16 protein-coding genes and 1 pseudogene are annotated in these 18,380 nt (G+C 70.9%); 9 read left to right on the top strand and 8 right to left on the bottom strand.

Annotation, left to right across the window (positions count from 1 at the left end; translation table 11 throughout):
* Nucleotides 1-92 precede the first annotated feature (92 nt).
* The 6 genes and pseudogenes from K3N28_RS05515 to K3N28_RS23485 all read left to right on the top strand — a co-directional run.
* Nucleotides 93-896, top strand: a complete 804-nt coding sequence (locus tag K3N28_RS05515) for a phosphoglyceromutase (protein WP_228091485.1) — start codon at nucleotides 93-95, stop codon at nucleotides 894-896.
* Nucleotides 897-1,095: 199 nt separating this feature from the next.
* Nucleotides 1,096-2,232, top strand: coding sequence for a cell wall metabolism sensor histidine kinase WalK (locus K3N28_RS05510; protein ID WP_228091484.1), 1,137 nt, complete (start codon nucleotides 1,096-1,098; stop codon nucleotides 2,230-2,232).
* An 11-nt stretch (nucleotides 2,233-2,243) separates the two neighbouring features.
* Nucleotides 2,244-2,930 carry a response regulator transcription factor gene (locus K3N28_RS05505; RefSeq protein ID WP_228091483.1) on the top strand — a complete coding sequence of 229 codons (687 nt, stop codon included), beginning with the start codon at nucleotides 2,244-2,246 and terminating at the stop codon, nucleotides 2,928-2,930.
* Nucleotides 2,931-2,988: 58 nt separating this feature from the next.
* Nucleotides 2,989-3,981, top strand: coding sequence for an L-glyceraldehyde 3-phosphate reductase (gene mgrA, locus K3N28_RS05500; RefSeq protein WP_228091482.1), 993 nt, complete (start codon nucleotides 2,989-2,991; stop codon nucleotides 3,979-3,981).
* Between the two features lie 120 nt (nucleotides 3,982-4,101).
* On the top strand, nucleotides 4,102-4,599 hold the full coding sequence (locus K3N28_RS05495; protein WP_228091481.1) for a PH domain-containing protein: 498 nt from the start codon (nucleotides 4,102-4,104) through the stop codon (nucleotides 4,597-4,599).
* Nucleotides 4,596-5,063 (top strand): annotated as a pseudogene (locus tag K3N28_RS23485) (PH domain-containing protein); the annotation flags it as partial. The gene K3N28_RS05495 and the pseudogene K3N28_RS23485, both read left to right, overlap by 4 nt.
* A gap of 1,047 nt (nucleotides 5,064-6,110) precedes the next feature.
* On the opposite strand, the gene K3N28_RS23480 reads toward K3N28_RS23485, so the two are convergent.
* On the bottom strand, nucleotides 6,111-7,331 hold the full coding sequence (locus K3N28_RS23480) for an NAD(P)/FAD-dependent oxidoreductase (protein WP_374209709.1): 1,221 nt from the start codon (nucleotides 7,329-7,331) through the stop codon (nucleotides 6,111-6,113).
* Nucleotides 7,332-7,590: 259 nt separating this feature from the next.
* On the opposite strand from K3N28_RS23480, the gene K3N28_RS05485 reads away from it, so the two are divergent.
* Nucleotides 7,591-8,460 carry an ABC transporter ATP-binding protein gene (locus K3N28_RS05485; protein WP_228091479.1) on the top strand — a complete coding sequence of 290 codons (870 nt, stop codon included), beginning with the start codon at nucleotides 7,591-7,593 and terminating at the stop codon, nucleotides 8,458-8,460.
* The gene (locus tag K3N28_RS05480; RefSeq protein WP_228091478.1) at nucleotides 8,457-9,644 is read left to right on the top strand and encodes an ABC transporter permease; all 1,188 of its coding nucleotides are present in this window, start codon (nucleotides 8,457-8,459) and stop codon (nucleotides 9,642-9,644) included. Before K3N28_RS05485 ends, K3N28_RS05480 begins: the two co-directional genes overlap by 4 nt.
* Nucleotides 9,645-9,695: 51 nt before the next feature.
* Here K3N28_RS05480 and K3N28_RS05475 read toward each other — a convergent pair whose 3' ends face one another.
* From K3N28_RS05475 to K3N28_RS05465, 3 genes are all read right to left on the bottom strand, one after another.
* Complete coding sequence (locus K3N28_RS05475; protein ID WP_228091477.1) at nucleotides 9,696-11,096, bottom strand: NCS2 family permease; 1,401 nt, start codon at nucleotides 11,094-11,096, stop codon at nucleotides 9,696-9,698.
* 470 nt (nucleotides 11,097-11,566) lie between these two features.
* Complete coding sequence (locus K3N28_RS05470) at nucleotides 11,567-12,727, bottom strand: LPXTG cell wall anchor domain-containing protein (RefSeq protein ID WP_228091476.1); 1,161 nt, start codon at nucleotides 12,725-12,727, stop codon at nucleotides 11,567-11,569.
* Nucleotides 12,728-13,039: 312 nt separating this feature from the next.
* Nucleotides 13,040-13,852: a hypothetical protein gene (locus K3N28_RS05465; protein ID WP_228091475.1), complete on the bottom strand. Its 813-nt coding sequence runs from the start codon at nucleotides 13,850-13,852 to the stop codon at nucleotides 13,040-13,042.
* A 165-nt stretch (nucleotides 13,853-14,017) separates the two neighbouring features.
* On the opposite strand from K3N28_RS05465, the gene K3N28_RS05460 reads away from it, so the two are divergent.
* A complete protein-coding gene (locus K3N28_RS05460; RefSeq protein ID WP_228091474.1) occupies nucleotides 14,018-16,273 on the top strand; it encodes a glycoside hydrolase N-terminal domain-containing protein in 2,256 nt (751 codons plus the stop codon).
* Between the two features lie 73 nt (nucleotides 16,274-16,346).
* Here K3N28_RS05460 and K3N28_RS05455 read toward each other — a convergent pair whose 3' ends face one another.
* From K3N28_RS05455 to K3N28_RS05440, 4 genes are all read right to left on the bottom strand, one after another.
* Nucleotides 16,347-16,853, bottom strand: coding sequence for a hypothetical protein (locus K3N28_RS05455; RefSeq protein WP_228091473.1), 507 nt, complete (start codon nucleotides 16,851-16,853; stop codon nucleotides 16,347-16,349).
* Nucleotides 16,854-16,895: 42 nt separating this feature from the next.
* Entirely contained in the window at nucleotides 16,896-17,312 is a 417-nt protein-coding gene (locus K3N28_RS05450) for a hypothetical protein (protein ID WP_228091472.1), read from the bottom strand.
* A 56-nt stretch (nucleotides 17,313-17,368) separates the two neighbouring features.
* The gene (locus K3N28_RS05445; protein WP_228091471.1) at nucleotides 17,369-17,746 is read right to left on the bottom strand and encodes a hypothetical protein; all 378 of its coding nucleotides are present in this window, start codon (nucleotides 17,744-17,746) and stop codon (nucleotides 17,369-17,371) included.
* Nucleotides 17,747-17,824: 78 nt separating this feature from the next.
* Nucleotides 17,825-18,202 carry a hypothetical protein gene (locus tag K3N28_RS05440; protein WP_228091470.1) on the bottom strand — a complete coding sequence of 126 codons (378 nt, stop codon included), beginning with the start codon at nucleotides 18,200-18,202 and terminating at the stop codon, nucleotides 17,825-17,827.
* Nucleotides 18,203-18,380 lie beyond the last annotated feature (178 nt).

Below are 18,380 nucleotides of genomic sequence, written 5' to 3'. Positions count from 1 at the left end.
CGGCCGGGCGTCGCACCGCGAGAGGGCGACCTCCGCCACACCTGTGCGTTGACCGGGCGGCAGAGCGGTCGGCGGGGCGGCAGGATGGGGGCATGACCTACACTCTCGTGCTGCTTCGCCACGGCGAAAGCGAATGGAATGCCAAGAACCTGTTCACCGGATGGGTCGACGTCAAGCTGACCACCGCGGGCGAGGACGAGGCGCGCCGCGGGGGCCGCCTGCTCGCCGAGGTCGACCTGCTGCCGGACGTCGTGCACACCTCGCTGCTCCGGCGGGCCATCACCTCGGCCGAACTCGCGCTCAACGAAGCGGACCGGGCCTGGGTCCCCGTCAAGCGCCACTGGCGCCTCAACGAGCGCCACTACGGCGCGCTCCAAGGCAAGGACAAGGCCGCGACGCTCGCCGAGTTCGGCGAGGAGCAGTTCATGACCTGGCGCCGCTCCTACGACACCCCGCCGCCCGCGATCGAGCCCGGCTCCGAGTTCTCCCAGGACGGCGACGCGCGCTACGCCGACCTCGCCCCCGAGATCATTCCCGCGACCGAGTGCCTCAAGGACGTGCTCGAGCGGATGCTCCCCTACTGGTACGACGGCATCGTGCCCGACCTCAGGGCCGGCAAGACGGTGCTCGTCGCCGCGCACGGCAACTCGCTGCGCGCCCTCGTCAAGCACCTCGACGGGGTCAGCGACGAGGCGATCGTCAAGCTGAACATCCCGACCGGCATGCCGCTGGTGTACGAGCTGGACGAGCGGACGCTGAAGCCCACGGTCCCCGGCGGCAAGTACCTCGACCCCGAGGCCGCCGCGGCCGCCGCCGCAGCGGTCGCCTCCCAGGGGCAGCAGCCCGAGCCCGATGCGGCGGCCGCCGCCGTCGTCGCCGCGGAGGGCAAGGAATAACCCTTTCGTGCACATTGCGTGAACAAAAGGTGACGTTGGTAACGGCCCGGCGTTCGACGTCGGGCCGTTTCGGCCTTAGTCTGGGGACGTGGCCCACCATCAATCGTCGCCGCCGTTCGCGAATCTGCGCAGAAGCGCTGGTCGTGTCCTCACCGGTCTGGCCGCGGGAGCCGCTTTCGGCGCCGCTGCAACCGCCTTCATGCGCACCCGGAACCGCGGCGTCCCCCGTCCCGAAGCCCGTACCGCCCCCGTCGCCGACTCCCGCCCGTGGGAGGCCGCCACCGGCCTGCTGCGCACCGGCGTGTGCCTGGTCGACGACCACAACCGCGTGCTCTACACCAACCGCGCCGCCCGCGACCTCGGTCTGGTGGACGACCACGAGATCGTCTCGCTGACGCTGCGGGCCCTGCTCGCGCAGGCGCGGCGCTCCGGCCGCTACCGGGACGCCGAGATCGAGGTCCCCAAGCAGGTCATGGGCGAGCCCAGCGCCGTGAGCGTCCGGATCACCCCGCTGCCCGACGGGGTGTCCGTGGCCGAGTTCCAGGACATCTCCGAGCTGCACCGCGTCGAGCGGGTGCGGCGCGACTTCGTCGCGAACATCAGCCACGAGCTGAAGACCCCGGTCGGCGCGATGCAGATCCTCGCCGAGGCGCTCAAGGACGCCGCCGAGGACCCCGACGCGTCCGCGCGGTTCGCCGCCCGCATCCAGTCCGAGTCGGTCCGCATGAACCACCTGGTCACCGACCTGCTGGAGCTCTCGCGGCTCCAAGGCGCGGAGAAGCTCCCCGACCCGGAGCCGGTGGAGGTCGACCGGATCGTCGCCGAGGCCTTCGACCAGACGCGGATCGCCGCCGAGGAGAAGGGCATCGAGCTCGAGTACTCGGGCGTGCGGGGCGCGGAGGTGCTCGGCTCGGAATCGCAACTGGTGACCGCCGTGAAGAACCTCGTGGGCAACGCCATCTCCTATTCACCTGAGCACACCTCCGTCGAGGTCTCGACCTCCCTGGCCTCCCCGACGGGGCATCTGGCGGGGGTGCAGATGGTGTGCATCGCCGTACGCGACCAGGGCATCGGCATTCCGGCCGAGGAGCTTGACCGGATCTTCGAGCGGTTCTATCGTGTGGATGCGGCGCGCTCGCGCGCGACAGGCGGGACGGGCCTCGGCCTGGCGATCGTCAAGCACGTGGCGGTGAACCACGGAGGTAGGGTGGAAGTGTCCAGTATGCCCGAAGCCGGATCAGTGTTTACCTTGATGTTGCCTGCTCGTTCCCTTCCGTCCGACGACACGGCACCGGGCTCGGCTGAAATCGGTTCATCCCAGCAAGCCACCCGTTAGGAAGGCTCACCGTGACCCGCGTGCTCGTAGTTGAAGACGAGGAATCGTTCTCCGATGCCCTCTCCTACATGCTCCGCAAGGAGGGCTTCGAGGTGGCCGTCGCGGCCGACGGCGACGCCGCCATCAAGGAGTACGAGCGCGCGGGCGCCGACGTGGTCCTGCTCGACCTGATGCTGCCGGAGAAGTCCGGCACCGAGGTGTGCCGCGAGCTGCGGGCGAACTCGAACGTGCCGATCATCATGGTCACCGCCCGCGACTCGGAAGTGGACAAGGTGGTGGGCCTGGAGCTGGGGGCCGACGACTACATCACCAAGCCCTACTCCTCCCGCGAGCTGGTGGCCCGCATACGGGCGGTCCTGCGCCGCTCGGCCGAGCCGGACGACCCGATCGTCACCGTGCTCGAGGCCGGGCCGGTGCGCATGGACGTCGACCGCCACACCGTCACGGTGAACGGCCAGGACGTGCAGCTGCCGCTCAAGGAGTTCGAGCTGCTGGAGATGCTGCTGCGCAACGCCGGGCGGGTCCTCACGCGCGGCCAGCTCATCGACCGCGTCTGGGGCGCGAACTACGTGGGCGACACCAAGACCCTGGACGTGCACGTCAAGCGCCTGCGCTCCAAGATCGAGCCCGAGCCGGGCAAGCCGCGCCACCTCGTCACCGTTCGAGGACTCGGCTACAAGTTCGACCCGCACGCCTAGCCGGTCACCTGGCGTTCGTCTTCGTGGCAACGTTTGCCAGACCGGATAGGCTGCATGCGTGACTTACCTAGCCGCGGACGACCGCTACGACACCATGCCCTACCGCCGCTCCGGACGCAGCGGCCTGCAGCTGCCCGCGATCTCCCTCGGGCTCTGGCACAACTTCGGCCACACCCGGCCGATCGAGACCCAGCGGGCGATCCTGCGCCGGGCCTTCGACCTCGGCGTCACTCACTTCGACCTCGCCAACAACTACGGCCCGCCCGCCGGCAGCGCCGAGGAGAACTTCGGCCGCATCTTCGCCCAGGACTTCCGGGCCCACCGCGACGAAGTGATCGTCTCCTCCAAGGCCGGGTACTACATGTGGCCCGGCCCGTACGGCGAATGGGGCTCGCGCAAGAACCTCATCGCCTCGGCGGACCAGTCCCTGAAGCGCCTGGGCCTGGACTATGTGGACATCTTCTACCACCACCGGCCCGACCCCGACACGCCGCTCGAAGAGACCATGGGCGCGCTCGACGCCATCGTCCGCTCCGGCAAGGCCCTCTACGTCGGCGTCTCGAACTACACCTCCGAGCAGGTCAAGGCCGCCGCGCGGATCCTGCGGGACCTCGGCACGCCGCTCCTGATCGACCAGCCGCGCTACTCCATGTTCGACCGCCGCATCGAGGACGACGGCCTGCTCGACACGCTCGAAGAGGTCGGCGCGGGCTGCATCGTCTTCAGCCCGCTGGAGCAGGGCCTGCTCACCGACCGGTACCTCGGCGGCATCCCCGAGGACTCCCGGATGGCCACCAGCCACTTCCTCGACGAGGAGCGCCTCGACGAGGCCACGCTCGAGCGCATCCGCGGCCTGAACGCGATCGCCGCCGAACGCGGCCAGTCGCTCGCGCAGACCGCGCTCGCCTGGGCCCTGCGCGACGCCCGTATGACCAGCGTCATCATCGGCGCCAGCAGCGTCAAGCAGCTGGAGGACAACGTCGGCGCGATCGGCCGCCTCGGCTTCGACGACGAGGAACTCGCCGCGATCGACGAGCTCTCGATCGGCTAGCGCCCTCGGCCGCCCCGCGCATCGCGGGGCGGCCGATCGATACCTGAGCATGACGCCGGTTCGCGAAAGATCCGCCTCGAGACGGAAGCCCGAAGCAGCGCAGGTCACTACGATTCGGGCATGAACGCATCCCGGACGACGCTGCGTCCTCCCCGGCATCAGTTCGATCCTCGGGTCCTGCCGTGGTGGCGCGCGCAATGGGCGATCGCCACCGCCGTGCCCGTCGTTCCGCTGGCCGTCCTCGGCCTGCTCATCGCCCCCGCCCGCTCGTGGCTCCTCGTCCCCGCCGCCGTCCTCCTCGTGATCGGCCTGGCCACGACGATCGTCATGCCGGTGTGGTGGCACCGGGTCCACCGCTGGGAGGTCACCGACACCGCCGTCTACTCGCTCACCGGGTACTTCTGGCGGACCTGGCGGATCGCCCCCATGTCGCGCATCCAGACCGTCGACACCACGCAGGGCCCGCTCCAACGCTCCTTCGGGCTGTCCACCGTGGTCGTCACGACCGCGTCGTCCGCGGGCGCGGTGACGCTCGAAGGGCTCGACCAGGAACAGGCCGCGGCCCTGGCCGAACGCCTCACCGAGCTGACCGACGCCACCCCCGGGGACGCGACATGACCGACGGCGAACCGCCCCTCGACACCGAAACGCCCTGGCTGCGGCTCCACCCCGACGTTCTCAAGGTCAACTCGCTGTACGTGGCCGGCGGCGCCGCCGCCGTCGGGGCGCCCGTGGCGACCGGCCTCGCCTCCGGCATGTCCTGGCCCGTCGCCCTCGCCTGGATCGTGCCCTGTGCGGTCCTCATCGTCGGCGTCGCGGCCGCCGCCGAGGCGATCCGCCTGCGCGTCACCCGCTATCGCGTCACCGACACCCGCGTCGAGCTGATCTCCGGCATCCTCTTCAAACGCCGCCGCTCGTTCACCGTCGAACGCATCCGCTCGGTCGACCTCGCCGCGAACCCGCTGCAGCGGCTGTTCGGCCTCGCCAGCGTCAAGGTCGGCACCGGCGAGGCCGGCACCGGATCCGGAACCGGCGAGCAGACCCTCACGCTCGACTCGGTGGGCCGGGCCGAGGCCGACCGGCTCCGCGCCGAACTGCTGCGCCGCAGCGCCGTCGTGAGCGGACCGGACGGCGAGGAGCGCCTCGCCACCTGGGAGCTCGGCTGGCTCAAGTACGCGCCCCTGTCGTTCCTCACGCCGGCGCTCGCGGGCGCGGCGGTCGGCGCGGTCTTCCAGGTCGCCGACTTGTTCGGCAGGGGCGGCCTGCCCGTGCAGGTCGTCGGCGACCTCGTCGAGGAGCACGGGGCCTGGACGGTGCTCACGCTCGGGCTCGCCGCGCTCCTCGTCTTCGGCGCGATCGGCAGCCTCATCCTCCAAGGCGAGGCCTGGTGGGGCCACCGCCTCGACCGCGAACCGGGCGGGACGCTGCGCGTGCGGCGCGGCCTCCTGGTCGCCCGATCGCTCAGCCTCGAAGAGGAGCGCATCCGCGGCGTCGAGATCGTCGAACCGCTCGGCGTGCGCGCCGCCGGCGCGGGCCGGCTCGACGTCGTCGCCATCGGATTGAAGACCGATCAGGAGGGCAGCGACCTGAGCACCCTCGTGCCCGCCGCGCCGCTCGACCGCGCCGTGGCCGCGGCGGAAGCGGTGATCGGGCCGGTCGCGGCCGACCTGACGCCGCATCCGAAGGCGGCCTTGCGACGCCGCGTGCGCTGGGCCCTCGTCACCGTGGCCGTCCTCCTCGGTGCGGCCGTCACCGCCCACCTGCTGTGGCCGCTCCCGGCGCTGCTGAGCGCGGGCGTCGTGCTGACGACCGGCCTCGGCTCCGCGTTCGCCCTGTGGACGGCCGTCGACTCGTACCGGTCGCTCGGCCACGGCCACATCCGCGGCTACCTCGTCTCGCGGCGCGGCAGCGTCCGGCGCGCCACCGTGCACCTCGACCGGTCCGGCATCATCGGTTGGCGCATCAAGCAGTCGGTGTTCCAGCGGCGCATGGGCCTCATGACGCTCGACGCCACCACCGCCGCGAGCAAGGGCCACTACGCGGTGATCGACGCCGACGAGCACGAGATCCTCGACTTCGCCGACGAGTCCGTGCCGGATCTGCTGCGGCCGTTCCTGGTCCGCGGTGAGTTACCGGAACGACTGCAGCGCCTCGGTGCTCGGTGGTTCCTTCGCGCGGATCAGGTCCTCGACCTCGCCCATGCGGTCCCAGGTGTTCACGGCCATGCCCGCGAGGACGCGGCCGTCCTTGGTCCAGAAGGCGACGAACTCCAGCGACTCGAGCGAGCCGGAGACCACGACTTCGTCGTAGGCGTCCGGGCCGGCGACGAAGCCCAGGTACTCCATGCCCAGGTCGTACTGGTCGGTGAAGAAGTACGGCAGCTTGTCGTACGGCTCCTCGGACCCGAGCATCGCCTTCGCCGCGTGCGGGCCCGTGTCGAGCGCGGTCTGCCAGTGCTCCACCCGGATAGGGCGTCCGTAGTGGACGGACGGAATGCTCGCGATGTCCCCCGCGGCCCAGATGTCCTGGCCGCTCGTGCGCAGCGTCCCGTCCACGGCGACGCCGCCGCCGAGGTCGTCGGCGCGGAGGTCGAGACCGGCCTCGACCGCGAGGCCGACGTTCGGGGTCGCGCCGACGGCGACGAGCACGGTGTCGGCGGCGACGTGCCGGCCGTCCCCGGTCTCCACGCCCGTGACCCTGCCGTCATCGCCGACGATCCGCACGACCCGGCTGCGGCGGCGCAGGTCCACGCCGTGCTCGGTGTGGAGCTCGGCGAAGACGAGGCCCATCTCGGGGCCGAGGACCCGTTCGAGCGGCTGCGCGCCGTGACCGAAGAGGGTGACCTCGCGGCCGAGCAGGCGGGCCGAGGCGGCGACCTCCATGCCGATCCAGCCGTCCCCGATGATCGCGACCTTCCCCGAGCCGTGCAGCGCCGAAGCGAGCAGATCGGACTGCTCGACGGTGCGCAGCAGATGCACGCCTTGGAGATCGGCGCCGGGGACGGCGAGCGGGCGCGGATTGGAACCGGTGGCGAGCAGCAGTTTCCGGTACTCGACCGTGGAGCCGTCGGCGAGCGAGAGCCGCCGGGCGAAGGGATCGAGGCCCGTGGCGGGCTCGCCGGTGCGCAGGTCGGCGTGCTGGGCGTACCAGTCCTCGTCGACGGTGAACAGGGCCGACCGGTCGGCGTCGCCGCGGAGGTAGTCCTTCGACAGCGGCGGCCGCTCGTACGGGCGATGGGCTTCACCGGCGACGACGACCAGGTCGCCGTCATATCCTTCGTCGCGAAGCGTCTGCGCGGCCTTGGCGGCGGCGAGTCCGCCCCCGACGATGACGAACGGTGCTCCACTCATTGACGTCTCCCCAAGGATCGACGTGGCTCTTCATGAGCGCCTCCGGCGCCCATGGGCGGCAGTTCGACCCCATTGTCTCCCTTTGCGGTGAACGACGCACGCGTTGCGGGCGTTCCGGAAGCGCACTGGGCCGATGCGGCCGCAGGTCATCGTGAAGCCCCTGAGGCGGACGTGACTACTCCTCGGGAACGAAGCGGGCCCGGCCCGGATCCTCCGCAAGACTGACGATTCGACTCGCCTGCGGTTCTAGGGTGAACGCATGCTCGAAATCAAGGACCTGCACAAGCGGTTCGGCGACACCGTCGCCCTCGACGGGGTGTCGCTCTCGGCCGCCCCCGGAGAAGTGGTCGGGTTCGTCGGCGCGAACGGCGCGGGAAAGACCACCACCATGCGCATCGCCATGGGCGTCCTCGCCGCCGACTCCGGCGAGATCGTCTACAACGGAGCGCCGCTCGGCGTGAAGCAGCGCCGCCGCTTCGGCTACATGCCTTCGGAGCGAGGGCTCTACCCCAAGATGAAGACCGGCGAGCAGATCGCGTACTTCGGCGAACTCCACGGCATGAGCCGGGCCGAGGCCAAGCGGTCCGCCGCCGAACTGCTCGAACAGCTCAACCTGACCGACCGGGCCGGCGACTTCGTGCAGGACCTGTCGCTCGGCAACCAGCAGCGCGTCCAGCTCGCGGTCTCGCTCGTGCACGACCCGGAGGCGCTCATCCTGGACGAGCCCTTCTCGGGCCTCGACCCGATCGCCGTGGACGTCATGGGCACCGCCCTGAGGGACCGCGCCGCCGCCGGGGCGCCGGTCATCTTCTCCAGCCACCAGCTCGACCTGATCGAGCGGCTCTGCGACTCCGTGGCCATCATCGGCAACGGGAGGATCATCGCCGCAGGCAGGGTCGACGAGCTGAAGGCCAAGGAGGTCAAGCAGCTCCGCGTCAGCGTCCAGACCCCCGAGGACCTCACCGCGGCCCTGCCCGGCACCGTCACCCGCGACGGCGACGACTACCTCGTCGAGGACGCCGACGACCAGGAGGTCCTGCGCATCGCGGCCGCCGCCGGACGCGTCACCCGCTTCGCCTACGACCAGCCCACCATCGCCGAGATCTTCCGAGAGGCAGTGACCCGATGACCTCCCCGCACACCGAGACCTCGCGGCTGCGCGGCCTCATGCTCGTGGCCGGACGCGAGATCCGCGTCCGCGGCCTCTCCAAGGCCAACATCATCAGCTCCCTCGTCACCGTCGCCATCGTCGGCGTCCTCGCCGCCCTGCCCACGTTCCTGGGCGGCGACGACGGCGACACGGCGATCGGCCTCGCCGGGGACGAGGCCGGGGCTATGCAGACCCAGCTGGAAGCCATGGGCGGCTTCGACGTCACCGTCTACGACTCCGTGGACGAGGCCGAGCGGGCCGTCGAGGACGAGACCGTCGAAGCGGCCGTCGCCGACGGATCCCTCTACAGCCGCGACGGCGTCGGCAACGAGCTCGAGGCGCAGCTCGACACCGCCTGGCACGCGGCCGCGGTCCAGACGAACCTCGCCGACGCCGGGCTCTCCGACCGGCAGATCACCGAGGCGCTCGCGGTGCAGCCGCTGGAGTGGGTGACCCTCGACGCGGGCAGCGGCGAGGTGACGCCGCTCGACTACTTCACCGGGCTGATCCTCTCCATCATCATGTTCATGATGCTCATGACCCCGACCCAGTACATCGCCATGGGCGTCGTCGAGGAGAAGTCGAGCCGCATCGTCGAGATCCTCCTGACCAGCCTCAAGCCCTGGCAGCTCTTGGGGGGCAAGGTCATCGGCCTCGGCGTCATCTCCCTGGTGAACCTCGTCGCCATGGTCGGGGTCGGCCTCGGCGTCGCGGCCGGCACCGGGATGCTCGCCGACCTCCCGCCCGGCACCGCCTCCGCGGCCGTCTCGAGCATCGGTTGGTGGCTCATCGCCCTCGTGCTCTTCGGGACCCTCGCGGGCGGCGTGGGCTCGCTCGTCTCCCGCCAGGAGGAGGCCGGGTCGGTCCTGACCCCGCTCATCATGGCGCTCTCGCTGAGCTACGTCGGCGCCATCTTCCTGCTCAACGCGCCGACCAGCACGTTCGCGCAGGTCCTGTCGATCGTGCCGCCGTTCTCCGCCATCGCCATGCCGACCCGGATGGCGATCGCCGAGGTCCCGGCCTGGGAGATCGCCGTCGCGATCGGACTGCTCGCGCTCGCCGCGGCCGGGGCGCTGGCGCTCGGCTCGCAGCTGTACAAGCGCAGCGTGCTCTACACCGGCTCGCGCCTGAAGCTGAGCGAGGCCCTGCGCCGAACCGCTTGAGCCGCATACGAAAGGGCCCGGGGTGCCTCCCGGGCCCTTTCGTATGCGCTGCTACTCCACCAGGAACAGGAAGTAACCGAGGAAGACGGCCAGGAGCACGTAGGTGATCCAGTGGACTTCCTTCCAACGGCCCTTCGCGATCATGACGAGCGGGTAGAAGATCAGGCCCAGCGCGATGCCGTTGGCGATCGAGTAGGTCAGCGGCATGGCGATGACGGTGATGAACGCCGGGATCGCGTACTCCAGCCTGCTCCACTCGATGCCGCCGAGCTGGCCGGCCATGAGCACGCCGACGATGATGAGCGCCGGGGCGGTCACCTCGGCGTTGTTGGCGACCAGGCCGAAGATCGGGAAGGCCACCAGCGAGACCAGGAACCAGAAGCCCGCGGTCACGGCGGTGAGGCCGGTGCGGCCGCCGACCGAGACGCCCGCGGTGGACTCGATGTACGACGTGGTCGTGGAGGTGCCGAGGACCGCGCCGCCCATGGTCGCGACCGAGTCGGCCGCCAGCGCGCGCCCGGCGCGGGGCAGCTTGCCGTCCTTGAGGAGCCCGGCCTGTCCGGCGACGCCGAAGAGGGTGCCGGCGGTGTCGAAGAAGTCGACGAAGAGCATCGTCAGGATGACGATGATCATCTGGGCGGTGAAGGCGTCCTCGAAGCCGGTGAAGGCCGCGCCGAACGCGTCGAAGTTCGGCGAGGAGACGTCGGCGAGGTTCCAGTCGATGACGCCGGTGGCCAGGCCGAGCCCCAGGGTCAGCAGCATCCCGTAGAAGACGCCGCCGCGCCAGCCGAGGACCAGGAACACGGCGGTGGCGGCGAGGCCGAAGAGCGTGAGCAGGACCGGGCCGTCGCGGAAGTCGCCGAGGGTCACGAGGGTGGCGTCCGAGGGGACGACGATGCCGCCGCCGCGGAGGCCGATGAAGGCGATGAACAGGCCGATGCCGGCGCCGGTGGCGAGCTTCATCTGCGAGGGGATCGCGTTGATGATCGTCTCGCGGACGCCGGTGACGGCGAGGAGGAAGAAGAGGACGCCGGAGACGAGCGTGCCGGTGAGGGCGGTCTCCCAGGGGATGCCCATGCCGACGACGACGCTGAAGGCGAAGAACGCGTTCAGGCCCATGCCGGGGGCGAGGGCGATCGGGTAGCGGGCCCACAGGCCCATGACCAGGCAGCCGAGGGCGGCGGCGAGAGCGGTCGCGAGGAAGATGGCGCCGGGGTCGGGGGCGAGGCCGGCGGCGAAGGCGGCGGTCGGGTCCTCGGGGTTGAAGATCGTGGCGACGTCCCAGCTGAGGACGCCGGGGTTGACGGCGAGGATGTAGGCCATCGCGAGGAACGTGGTCGTTCCGGCGAGGAGCTCGCGCTTCCAGGTCGTCTTGTTCTCGGTCAGCCGGAAGAACCGGTCGAGCGCGGACGGGCGCGGCTCGGTGTGCTCTTCGGTAGCTTCAGTGGCCATGTGGCGGGCACTCCTGTGCAGGTGCTGGGATGCCGGGCAGCTGGCACCTCAAGTAGCAGGACGGGCGGTGATGCCTGGGAGTCCGCCTCGGACAAGGCGGCGACCAGGCGCTGAACCTGCGGGTAATGTACCGGGTCCGCTACCGGAGGGAAAGCGTTCGGCCCTGGGGAATGTGAGCTCCGCACGTCGACACGGCGGTGGATACGGCGACGCCCCGGAGCCAAGGGGGGACGGCTCCGGGGCGTCGACTAGGGTCGAGCCCCCGGTGGCAGGATTCCGGGGGCTCGACAAGGACCGCACCGTCAAGCAGCGGGCGGTAGTCGATCGTCTCGGCCCGGGCGCGTTCGGTTCCGGGCTGCCTACCTTGAGACATCTGCTAAACGCGGGAGCGCTTCTAGCGGTTGCATAACGTTTCGGTAACGGGCCGACGGTCGGCGCGGCGCCCGGGAGAGCGCCGCGCCGACCCCAGGTCACTCGCCCGCCGCGGTGCGCTCGGTGCGGAAGCGATGGACCACGAGCAGGGCGATACCCGCCAGGAGCAGCACACCGGCGCCGAGGAGCACGTAGGTCAGGGACGAACCGGTGGCGGGCAGGGCGTTGTTCCCGGCCGGGGTGGTCGCGACCTGGCCCGGAGCCGAGCTGGAGGCGGCCGCTTCCGAGCTGGTCTCGGCGGGGCTGGTCTCGGTCGGGTTCGACGGCTCCTCCGACGAGCTGGACGGCTCCTCGCTGGGCGAGGAGGGCTCCTCGGTCGGCGACGAGGGCGCTTCCGTGGGGGAAGACGGCTCCTCGGTGGGCGAGGAGGGTTCCTCGGTCGGGCTGGAGGGCTCCTCAGTGGGCGAGGACGGCTCCTCCGTCGGCGAGGAAGGTTCCTCAGTCGGCGACGAAAGCTCCTCGGTCGGGCTCGAGGGCTCCTCAGTCGGCGAGGACGGCTCCTCCGTCGGCGAGGAAGGTTCCTCAGTCGGCGACGAAAGCTCCTCGGTCGGGCTCGAGGGCTCCTCAGTCGGCGAGGACGGCTCCTCGGTCGGGCTGGAAGGCTCTTCCGTCGGCGACGAGGGCTCCTCCGTGGGACTCGACGGTTCCTCGGTCGGGCTCGAGGGCTCCTCGGTGGGCGAGGACGGCTCGTCGGTCGGCGTGGGCTCTCCCGGCGGCCGGGCCGTCGCGGGGCAAGTGTGAGTCAGGTTGAACCGGGGTTCCTTGGCGTTCTGCTTGCGCTCGCCGAGTTCCACTTCCGCCTGGGCGTCGATGAGGGTCAGCCCGGCCGGGGTGACGATGTACGCCTTGTTGTCGCCCGACCCGGAGACGATGCCGCCGTGGTCGTCGGTGTTGTAGGGGACGACGTTGCCGTCCGAGTCTTCGAAGACGGCCTCGATGTACTCGAAGTTGCCTTCCGCCTTGACGGACTCGGGGAGGACGAACACCCATCCGTCGAGCCAGTCGGCGGTGTCGTCGGGGACCTGGTCGCAGTTCCGGGACTCGAAGCCCGCTGCGGTGGTCGGCACGTTGCCGTCGTTGATGTGGATGGTCGTGGTGTCGCCCGCGAGCGCGGGGACGGCGAAGGCGAGCGCGACGGCTCCGGCAAGGCCGACGGCGGCGGCGCCGCCGAGGGCCTTGTGGCGACGTGTGAGTTTCAAGGAATGCACTCCGTGACGGGTGGTCGGGGGCATCGAACGTGCCGGATTCGACTGCGCCTGGGTTGAACGGGCCGCCTCCCGGATGCTCCGATGCAGGCGGTGGGCGATCCATTCACGCCGCCGGGGTCGCGGAAGTTGCGTCCCGTTCGGATGATTCGGAAATGAACCGAACGGCTGACCTGCCAAAACGGGGCGAAGTCGTGCGGACGCGACGACGCCCCCGAGACGGGATCTCGGGGGCGTCGTGGCCGGGCGCGTACGGCCGGGTCGACAGACCCGGACCGTCGGCGGCCCGGCGGGCTTACTCGCGCGTTACCAGTCCTGGGCTTCGCGGCGGCGGCGCTGGATCATGAACAGCGCGGCGCCGCCCGCGGCGAGGGCCGCGGCCGAGACCAGGGCGATCGTCAGCGGGGTGCCGGTGGTCGGCAGGTTGCCGCTGCCGGCGGGAGTGGTCGCCTCCTCGCAGGGGGTGCCGGACTCGCTGGGAGCCGCACTCGGGGCGCTGGTCGCGGTCTCGCTGGGAGTGCTGGGCTCCTCGCACACCGCGGGGCTCGACGGCTCCGTGCCGGGGGCGGTGGTCTCCTCGCCGGGGGCGGTGGTCTCGCCGCCGCCAGGAGTGGTGGTCTCGCCGCCGCCGGGGGTGGTGGTCTCGCCGTCGCCGGGCTCGCCGGGGCAGGCGTGGGTGAGGTTGAACTTGGCGCCGTCGTCGGGGTCGTTGACCTCGGCTTCGGCCTCCACGAGGGTCCAGCCCGCGGGGGCGATGATGTAGGCCTTGTTGTCGCCGGAACCCGAGACGATGGCGCCGTGGTCGGCGGTGTTGCGGACGCGCTCGTCGCCGTCCTCGTCCTCGAACGTCGCGGTGACCGAGACGAAGTTGCCGTCGGCACCGGCGGAGGCCGGCAGCACGAAGACCCAGCCGTCGACGTCGGCGGGGAGGCCATCGGGCAGGTTCTCGCAGGAGACGTCCTCGAATCCCGCGGCCGTCGTCGGCACGTTGCCCGGGTTGATCGGGATGGTCACGACTTCGGCCTGCGCCGGCGAACCGAGGGCGAGGGCGGCGATGAGGCCGGCCGCGGCGGCGACGCCGAGGGACCCCATCGTCTTGATGGGTTGCTTGAATTCCACTGGTGAGCTCTCCGTGTTTCTGCCATTGGGAGCGAACGTGCCGGATTCGAGATGGGCAATGATGTCACGCGCTTGAGGAACGCGGGGTTGCAGCACGATCGGATAACACTGGGACTGCTGCGCCCGTTGCGATGATAAGAGACAGGAATCCTATAGGATATTGGCATGGCAGCAGCATTGAAGCTCACCTATGACACCGCCCCCCAGGCCTGGCACGAGGGACTGCCGGTCGGCAACGGCCGCATCGGGGCCATGCTGTGGGGGGCCAGGATCGGCCTCAACGAAGACGGCTTCTGGTCGGGCGACGGCTCCTGGAGCGTCCCCGAAGGCGCCGGGCACGTCGCCGCCGAAGCCGCCGCCGCGGTCCGGCGCGGCGACTACGCCGAGGCCGACCGGCTCGTGACCCGCATGCAGGGCAAGGACACCGAGGCCTACCAGCCCGCCGGGGCGCTCGTCGCGACCCACTCCGGCGACGCTGGTGAAGAACGGCGCGAACTGGACCTGCGCGACGGTGTCGCCGCGGTCGTGCGTGGCGGCGTCCGCCAGGAGGCCTTCGCATCCGTCGACCACGACGTCATCGCCCTGCGCTGGAGTGCCGAAACGCCCTTCGACCTCGATCTCAGGTTCGACTGGCCGCACGAGGGCGGCACGGTCGTCGCCGAGGACGACGAGCTGCGCGTCACGGGCCGCGCGCCCGCGAGCGTCGCGAACGGCGTCCCCGACTACTCCCCCGCCGAGGGCGTGCGCCGGCTCGGTCTGAGCGCGCGGCTGCGCGGCGACGGCGAGTCCGCCGTCACCGGCGAGGGCCACCGGTTCACCGGTTGCCGCACCGTGGTGGTCTGCCTCGCGCTCCGCTCCGGCGAGGACGAGCACGCGGCGCTGGAGCAGGCCCGGGGCGAAGCCGGCCGCGCCGCCGAGCTCGGCTGGGAGGCGCTCCGCGACGAGCACGCCGCCGCGCACCGCCTCGTCATGGACCGGGTCGCCCTCGACCTCCGTCCACAGGCCCCTGTGGACGACACGCTGAGCACTGCGGCGCGACTGCGCCGACGCGCCGCCGGCGAACCCGACGAGGACCTCGCCGTGCTGGCCTTCCAGTTCGGCCGCTATCTCCTGGCCGCCTCGTCGCGGCCCGGCACGCAGGCCGCCAACCTCCAGGGCATCTGGAACGACCACGTCACCCCGCCGTGGAACTGCGACTACACCACGAACATCAACGTGCAGATGAACTACTGGCCCGCCGAGACCTGCGCGATGCCGGAGTTCCACGAGCCCCTGTTCGACCTCGTGGAGGACCTCTCGCGCACCGGCGTCGCGACCGCGCAAGGCCTCTACGGCGCGGGCGGGTGGTGCTGCCACCACAACACCGACTACTGGCGGCTGACCACGCCCGTGGGCGGGAAGGCGTGCTGGGCGGCCTGGCCCATGGCCGGCCTCTGGCTCGCGATGCACCTCGCCGAGCACTGGCGCTTCAGCCGCGACGAGGAGTTCCTCGCCGATCGGTTCCCGATCGCCTTGGGGGCGGCGCGGTTCGCGTTCGACCGCCTCTCGGAGGGCCGGGACGGGATACTCGTGACCAGCCCGGCCACCAGCCCCGAGAACGAGTTCCTCACGCCCGAGGGGCCCTCGGCGGTCGACGAGTCCACCGGGATGGACGCGACCCTCGTGCGCGAGCTCTTCGCGTTCGTCCTCGAAGCCGCCGACGTCGTGGCCGAGACGCTCCACGGCGAGGACCTCCGGCTCGTCAAGGGCATCAAGGAGGCCATGCCGCGCCTGGCGGCGCCGAAGGTCGGCGCCGACGGGCGGCTCCTCGAATGGGCCGACGAGCACGAGGAGGCCGAGCCGCACCACCGGCACGTCTCGCACCTGTACGGGGTCTACCCCGGGAACGCGTTCGCGGACTCGCCGGAGCTGCTCGACGCGGCGAAGCGGAGCCTCGAAGCCCGCGGCGACGCCGGAACCGGCTGGTCGCTCGCTTGGAAGACCGCCCTGTGGGCCCGGCTCGGCGACGGCGACCGCGCGCACCGCCTGCTCGGGGAGTTCCTCACACCGGTGGGCTTCCGCGGCGAGGACGCGGCGTACGCGGACGGCGGGGTCTACGACTCCCTGCTGTGCGCGCACCCGCCGTTCCAGATCGACGGGAACTTCGGCACGACCGCCGCGATCGCCGAGATGCTCGTGCAGTCGCACCGCGTGGAGGACGGGATGCCCGTGATCGAGCCGCTGCCCGCGCTGCCGAGCGCCTGGGCCGAAGGCGAGGTCCGCGGCCTGCGAGCCCGCGGCGGGGTCGCCGTGGAGCGGCTGGCATGGAGCGGGGGCGCGCTCACAGCACTGGAATTGCTGTCCGAAATGGATGTCAAGGTGCGGGTGATGGGCGAGACGGTGCAGCTGGCCGCCGGGACCGTGTGGCGCCGCGAACGCTGATCCCTCAGGGAGACAGGGGAGCGGCCGGAGTCCCGAAGGACTCCGGCCGCTTGGTATGAAGGCGGACTGCCGTTCAGCAGTCGGTCGCCTCAGTGACCGATCCGACGGCGACGCCGCAGACCGACCAATGGAATGCTCCGGTGATGTCCGCGTTCACCAGCGCGACCCCGCTTTCAGGCCGTGCCGACTCACTCGGTGCCGGGATTGAGTTGTCGCAATGGGCGTCCTCGGCCGAGGACGCCACTGCGATGCCGCAGACCTGCCACTTGGCGAAGTGCTGCAGGTCCGCGTTGGCGAGAGTCGGCATGCTGCCGAAGTCCCCGGGGGCCTCCGGCAGCGGACGGCCGTACGTCGCCGCCTCGCCCTCGGCGTCAGCGCTCAGCAGGCTCCCGCAGACGGTGTCCGCGAGCGGGCCGGTCTTGTCGGTCTCGCACAGCGCGGGCAGCATCGAGTCGTGCTCGGTGTCGACGGAAGCGAGCGTCAGCCAGTCGGGCGTCGACGCCGAGGCGGCTCCGCCCGAGAGCGCCGCCGCGGCAGCGGCGGCTGCGGCCGAGACGGCGACCATGGTGCTGTTGCGCATTGTTCCCTACCTTTTCTCGACCAAGCCCGAGATCGACGCGGGTTAGTAGTCGCCCTGGTCGGCACCCTTGTCGGGGAACCCGCCGTTGCCGTCGTCGCTGATGTGGTCGGAGTTGTCGCAGACCTGGCCGAACGACTGGACGAGCACGTTCTGGCCGCAGATCTGCCAGTGGGCCAGGCTCGAGGCGTCGGCGTTGATCGCCGAGGTGTCGCCGGCGTGGACGTGGGACTGCGGGCCCTCGCCGATGTGGTCGCGGTTGTCGCAGTTCTGCCCGAACGACTGGGTCAGCACGTTCTGGCCGCAGATCTGCCAGTGCAGCGCGTCCGAGGCGTCCAGGTTGACCAGGCTCATGTCGCCGGCGGTGACGCCCGAGTTCTGGGCCATCGCAGGCGAAGCGGCGGCACCGAGGACGGCGACGCCGGCGGCGGCGAACGCGGCGGTTGCGGTGATCTTGCGCATCTGTTTTCCTTTCGATTTCGGAGAGGGCGGGCCCGTCGGGCCCGCCCCGATGCGACCTACTGCGCCGTGTTGGGCATGTGGTCGTAGTTCAGGCACTGCTGGTCGAGCGACGGCGAAACACCGACGTTCTGGCCGCAGATCTGCCAGTGCAGCGCGCTCGAGATGTCGCCGTTGATGGCCGAGACGTCGCCGGCGTGGACGTGGGACTGCGGGCCCTCGCCGATGTGGTCGCGGTTGTCGCAGACCTGCCCGAACGACTGCGCCAGCACGTTCTGGCCGCAGATCTGCCAGTGGGCCAGGCTCGAGGCGTCGAGGTTCACCAGGCTGTAGTCGCCGGCGGTCACACCGGAGTTCTCGGCCATGGCCGGCGAGGCGGCGGCGCCGATCGCGGCGACACCCGCGGCGGCGGCGAGGACGTAGGTGGTCTTGCGCATGGACTTCCCCGTTTCGATTGACTGATCGGAACCGTCGGCGGCGGGAACCGCCCCGACGGGGCTTGTTCGGCCCTGCCGCTACTGGGCGGCGGCGGGCATGTGGTCGAAGTTGAGGCACTGCTGGTCGAGCGACGGCGAGACGCCGACGTTCTGGCCGCAGATCTGCCAGTGCAGCGCGCTCGAGATGTCGCCGTTGATGGCAGAGGTGTCGCCGGCGGTGACGCCGGACTGCGGGCCCTCGCCGATGTGGTCGCGGTTGTCGCAGACCTGCCCGAACGACTGCGCCAGCACGTTCTGGCCGCAGATCTGCCAGTGGGCCAGGCTCGAGGCGTCGAGGTTCACCAGGGAGCTGTCCCCGGCGGTGACCCCGGAGTTGTTGCCGCCGGCCATGGCGGGAGCGGCGGAGAGAGCGGCGGCGCCGGCGGCGACGGCGGCAACAGTGAGAACCTTGCGCATGAGTTGCGTTTTCCTTCTGGATTTCGCGCCCGGGTCTCCGGGCGACTGCTTTCTCGGTTTCCCAGCCCGAATCGGGCTGGATGGCGACTGGCTTCCGCGCGTCGGCACGCCGGAGGGCCCCAGACACGAGGTCTCAAGCACGGCAACCGGTGGGATTTTCGAAGGCGGACTTCAAGTT

This window comes from Glycomyces sp. TRM65418 (genome assembly GCF_019710475.1).
In the GTDB taxonomy this organism is placed as follows: Bacteria; Actinomycetota; Actinomycetes; order Mycobacteriales; family Micromonosporaceae; genus Glycomyces.
Note: the sequence above shows the minus strand (reverse complement) of the source record. Positions and strands in the feature narration are given on the sequence as shown.

Coding starts and splice junctions, on each gene's coding strand:
- K3N28_RS05515 (WP_228091485.1), top strand. CDS start 93: ATGACCTACACTCTCGTGCTGCTTCGCCACGGCGAAAGCGAATGGAAT.
- K3N28_RS05510 (WP_228091484.1), top strand. CDS start 1,096: ATGCGCACCCGGAACCGCGGCGTCCCCCGTCCCGAAGCCCGTACCGCC.
- K3N28_RS05495 (WP_228091481.1), top strand. CDS start 4,102: ATGAACGCATCCCGGACGACGCTGCGTCCTCCCCGGCATCAGTTCGAT.
- K3N28_RS23480 (WP_374209709.1), bottom strand. CDS start 7,331: ATGAGTGGAGCACCGTTCGTCATCGTCGGGGGCGGACTCGCCGCCGCC.
- K3N28_RS05485 (WP_228091479.1), top strand. CDS start 7,591: ATGCTCGAAATCAAGGACCTGCACAAGCGGTTCGGCGACACCGTCGCC.
- K3N28_RS05480 (WP_228091478.1), top strand. CDS start 8,457: ATGACCTCCCCGCACACCGAGACCTCGCGGCTGCGCGGCCTCATGCTC.
- K3N28_RS05475 (WP_228091477.1), bottom strand. CDS start 11,096: ATGGCCACTGAAGCTACCGAAGAGCACACCGAGCCGCGCCCGTCCGCG.
- K3N28_RS05460 (WP_228091474.1), top strand. CDS start 14,018: ATGGCAGCAGCATTGAAGCTCACCTATGACACCGCCCCCCAGGCCTGG.
- K3N28_RS05455 (WP_228091473.1), bottom strand. CDS start 16,853: ATGCGCAACAGCACCATGGTCGCCGTCTCGGCCGCAGCCGCCGCTGCC.
- K3N28_RS05450 (WP_228091472.1), bottom strand. CDS start 17,312: ATGCGCAAGATCACCGCAACCGCCGCGTTCGCCGCCGCCGGCGTCGCC.
- K3N28_RS05445 (WP_228091471.1), bottom strand. CDS start 17,746: ATGCGCAAGACCACCTACGTCCTCGCCGCCGCCGCGGGTGTCGCCGCG.
- K3N28_RS05440 (WP_228091470.1), bottom strand. CDS start 18,202: ATGCGCAAGGTTCTCACTGTTGCCGCCGTCGCCGCCGGCGCCGCCGCT.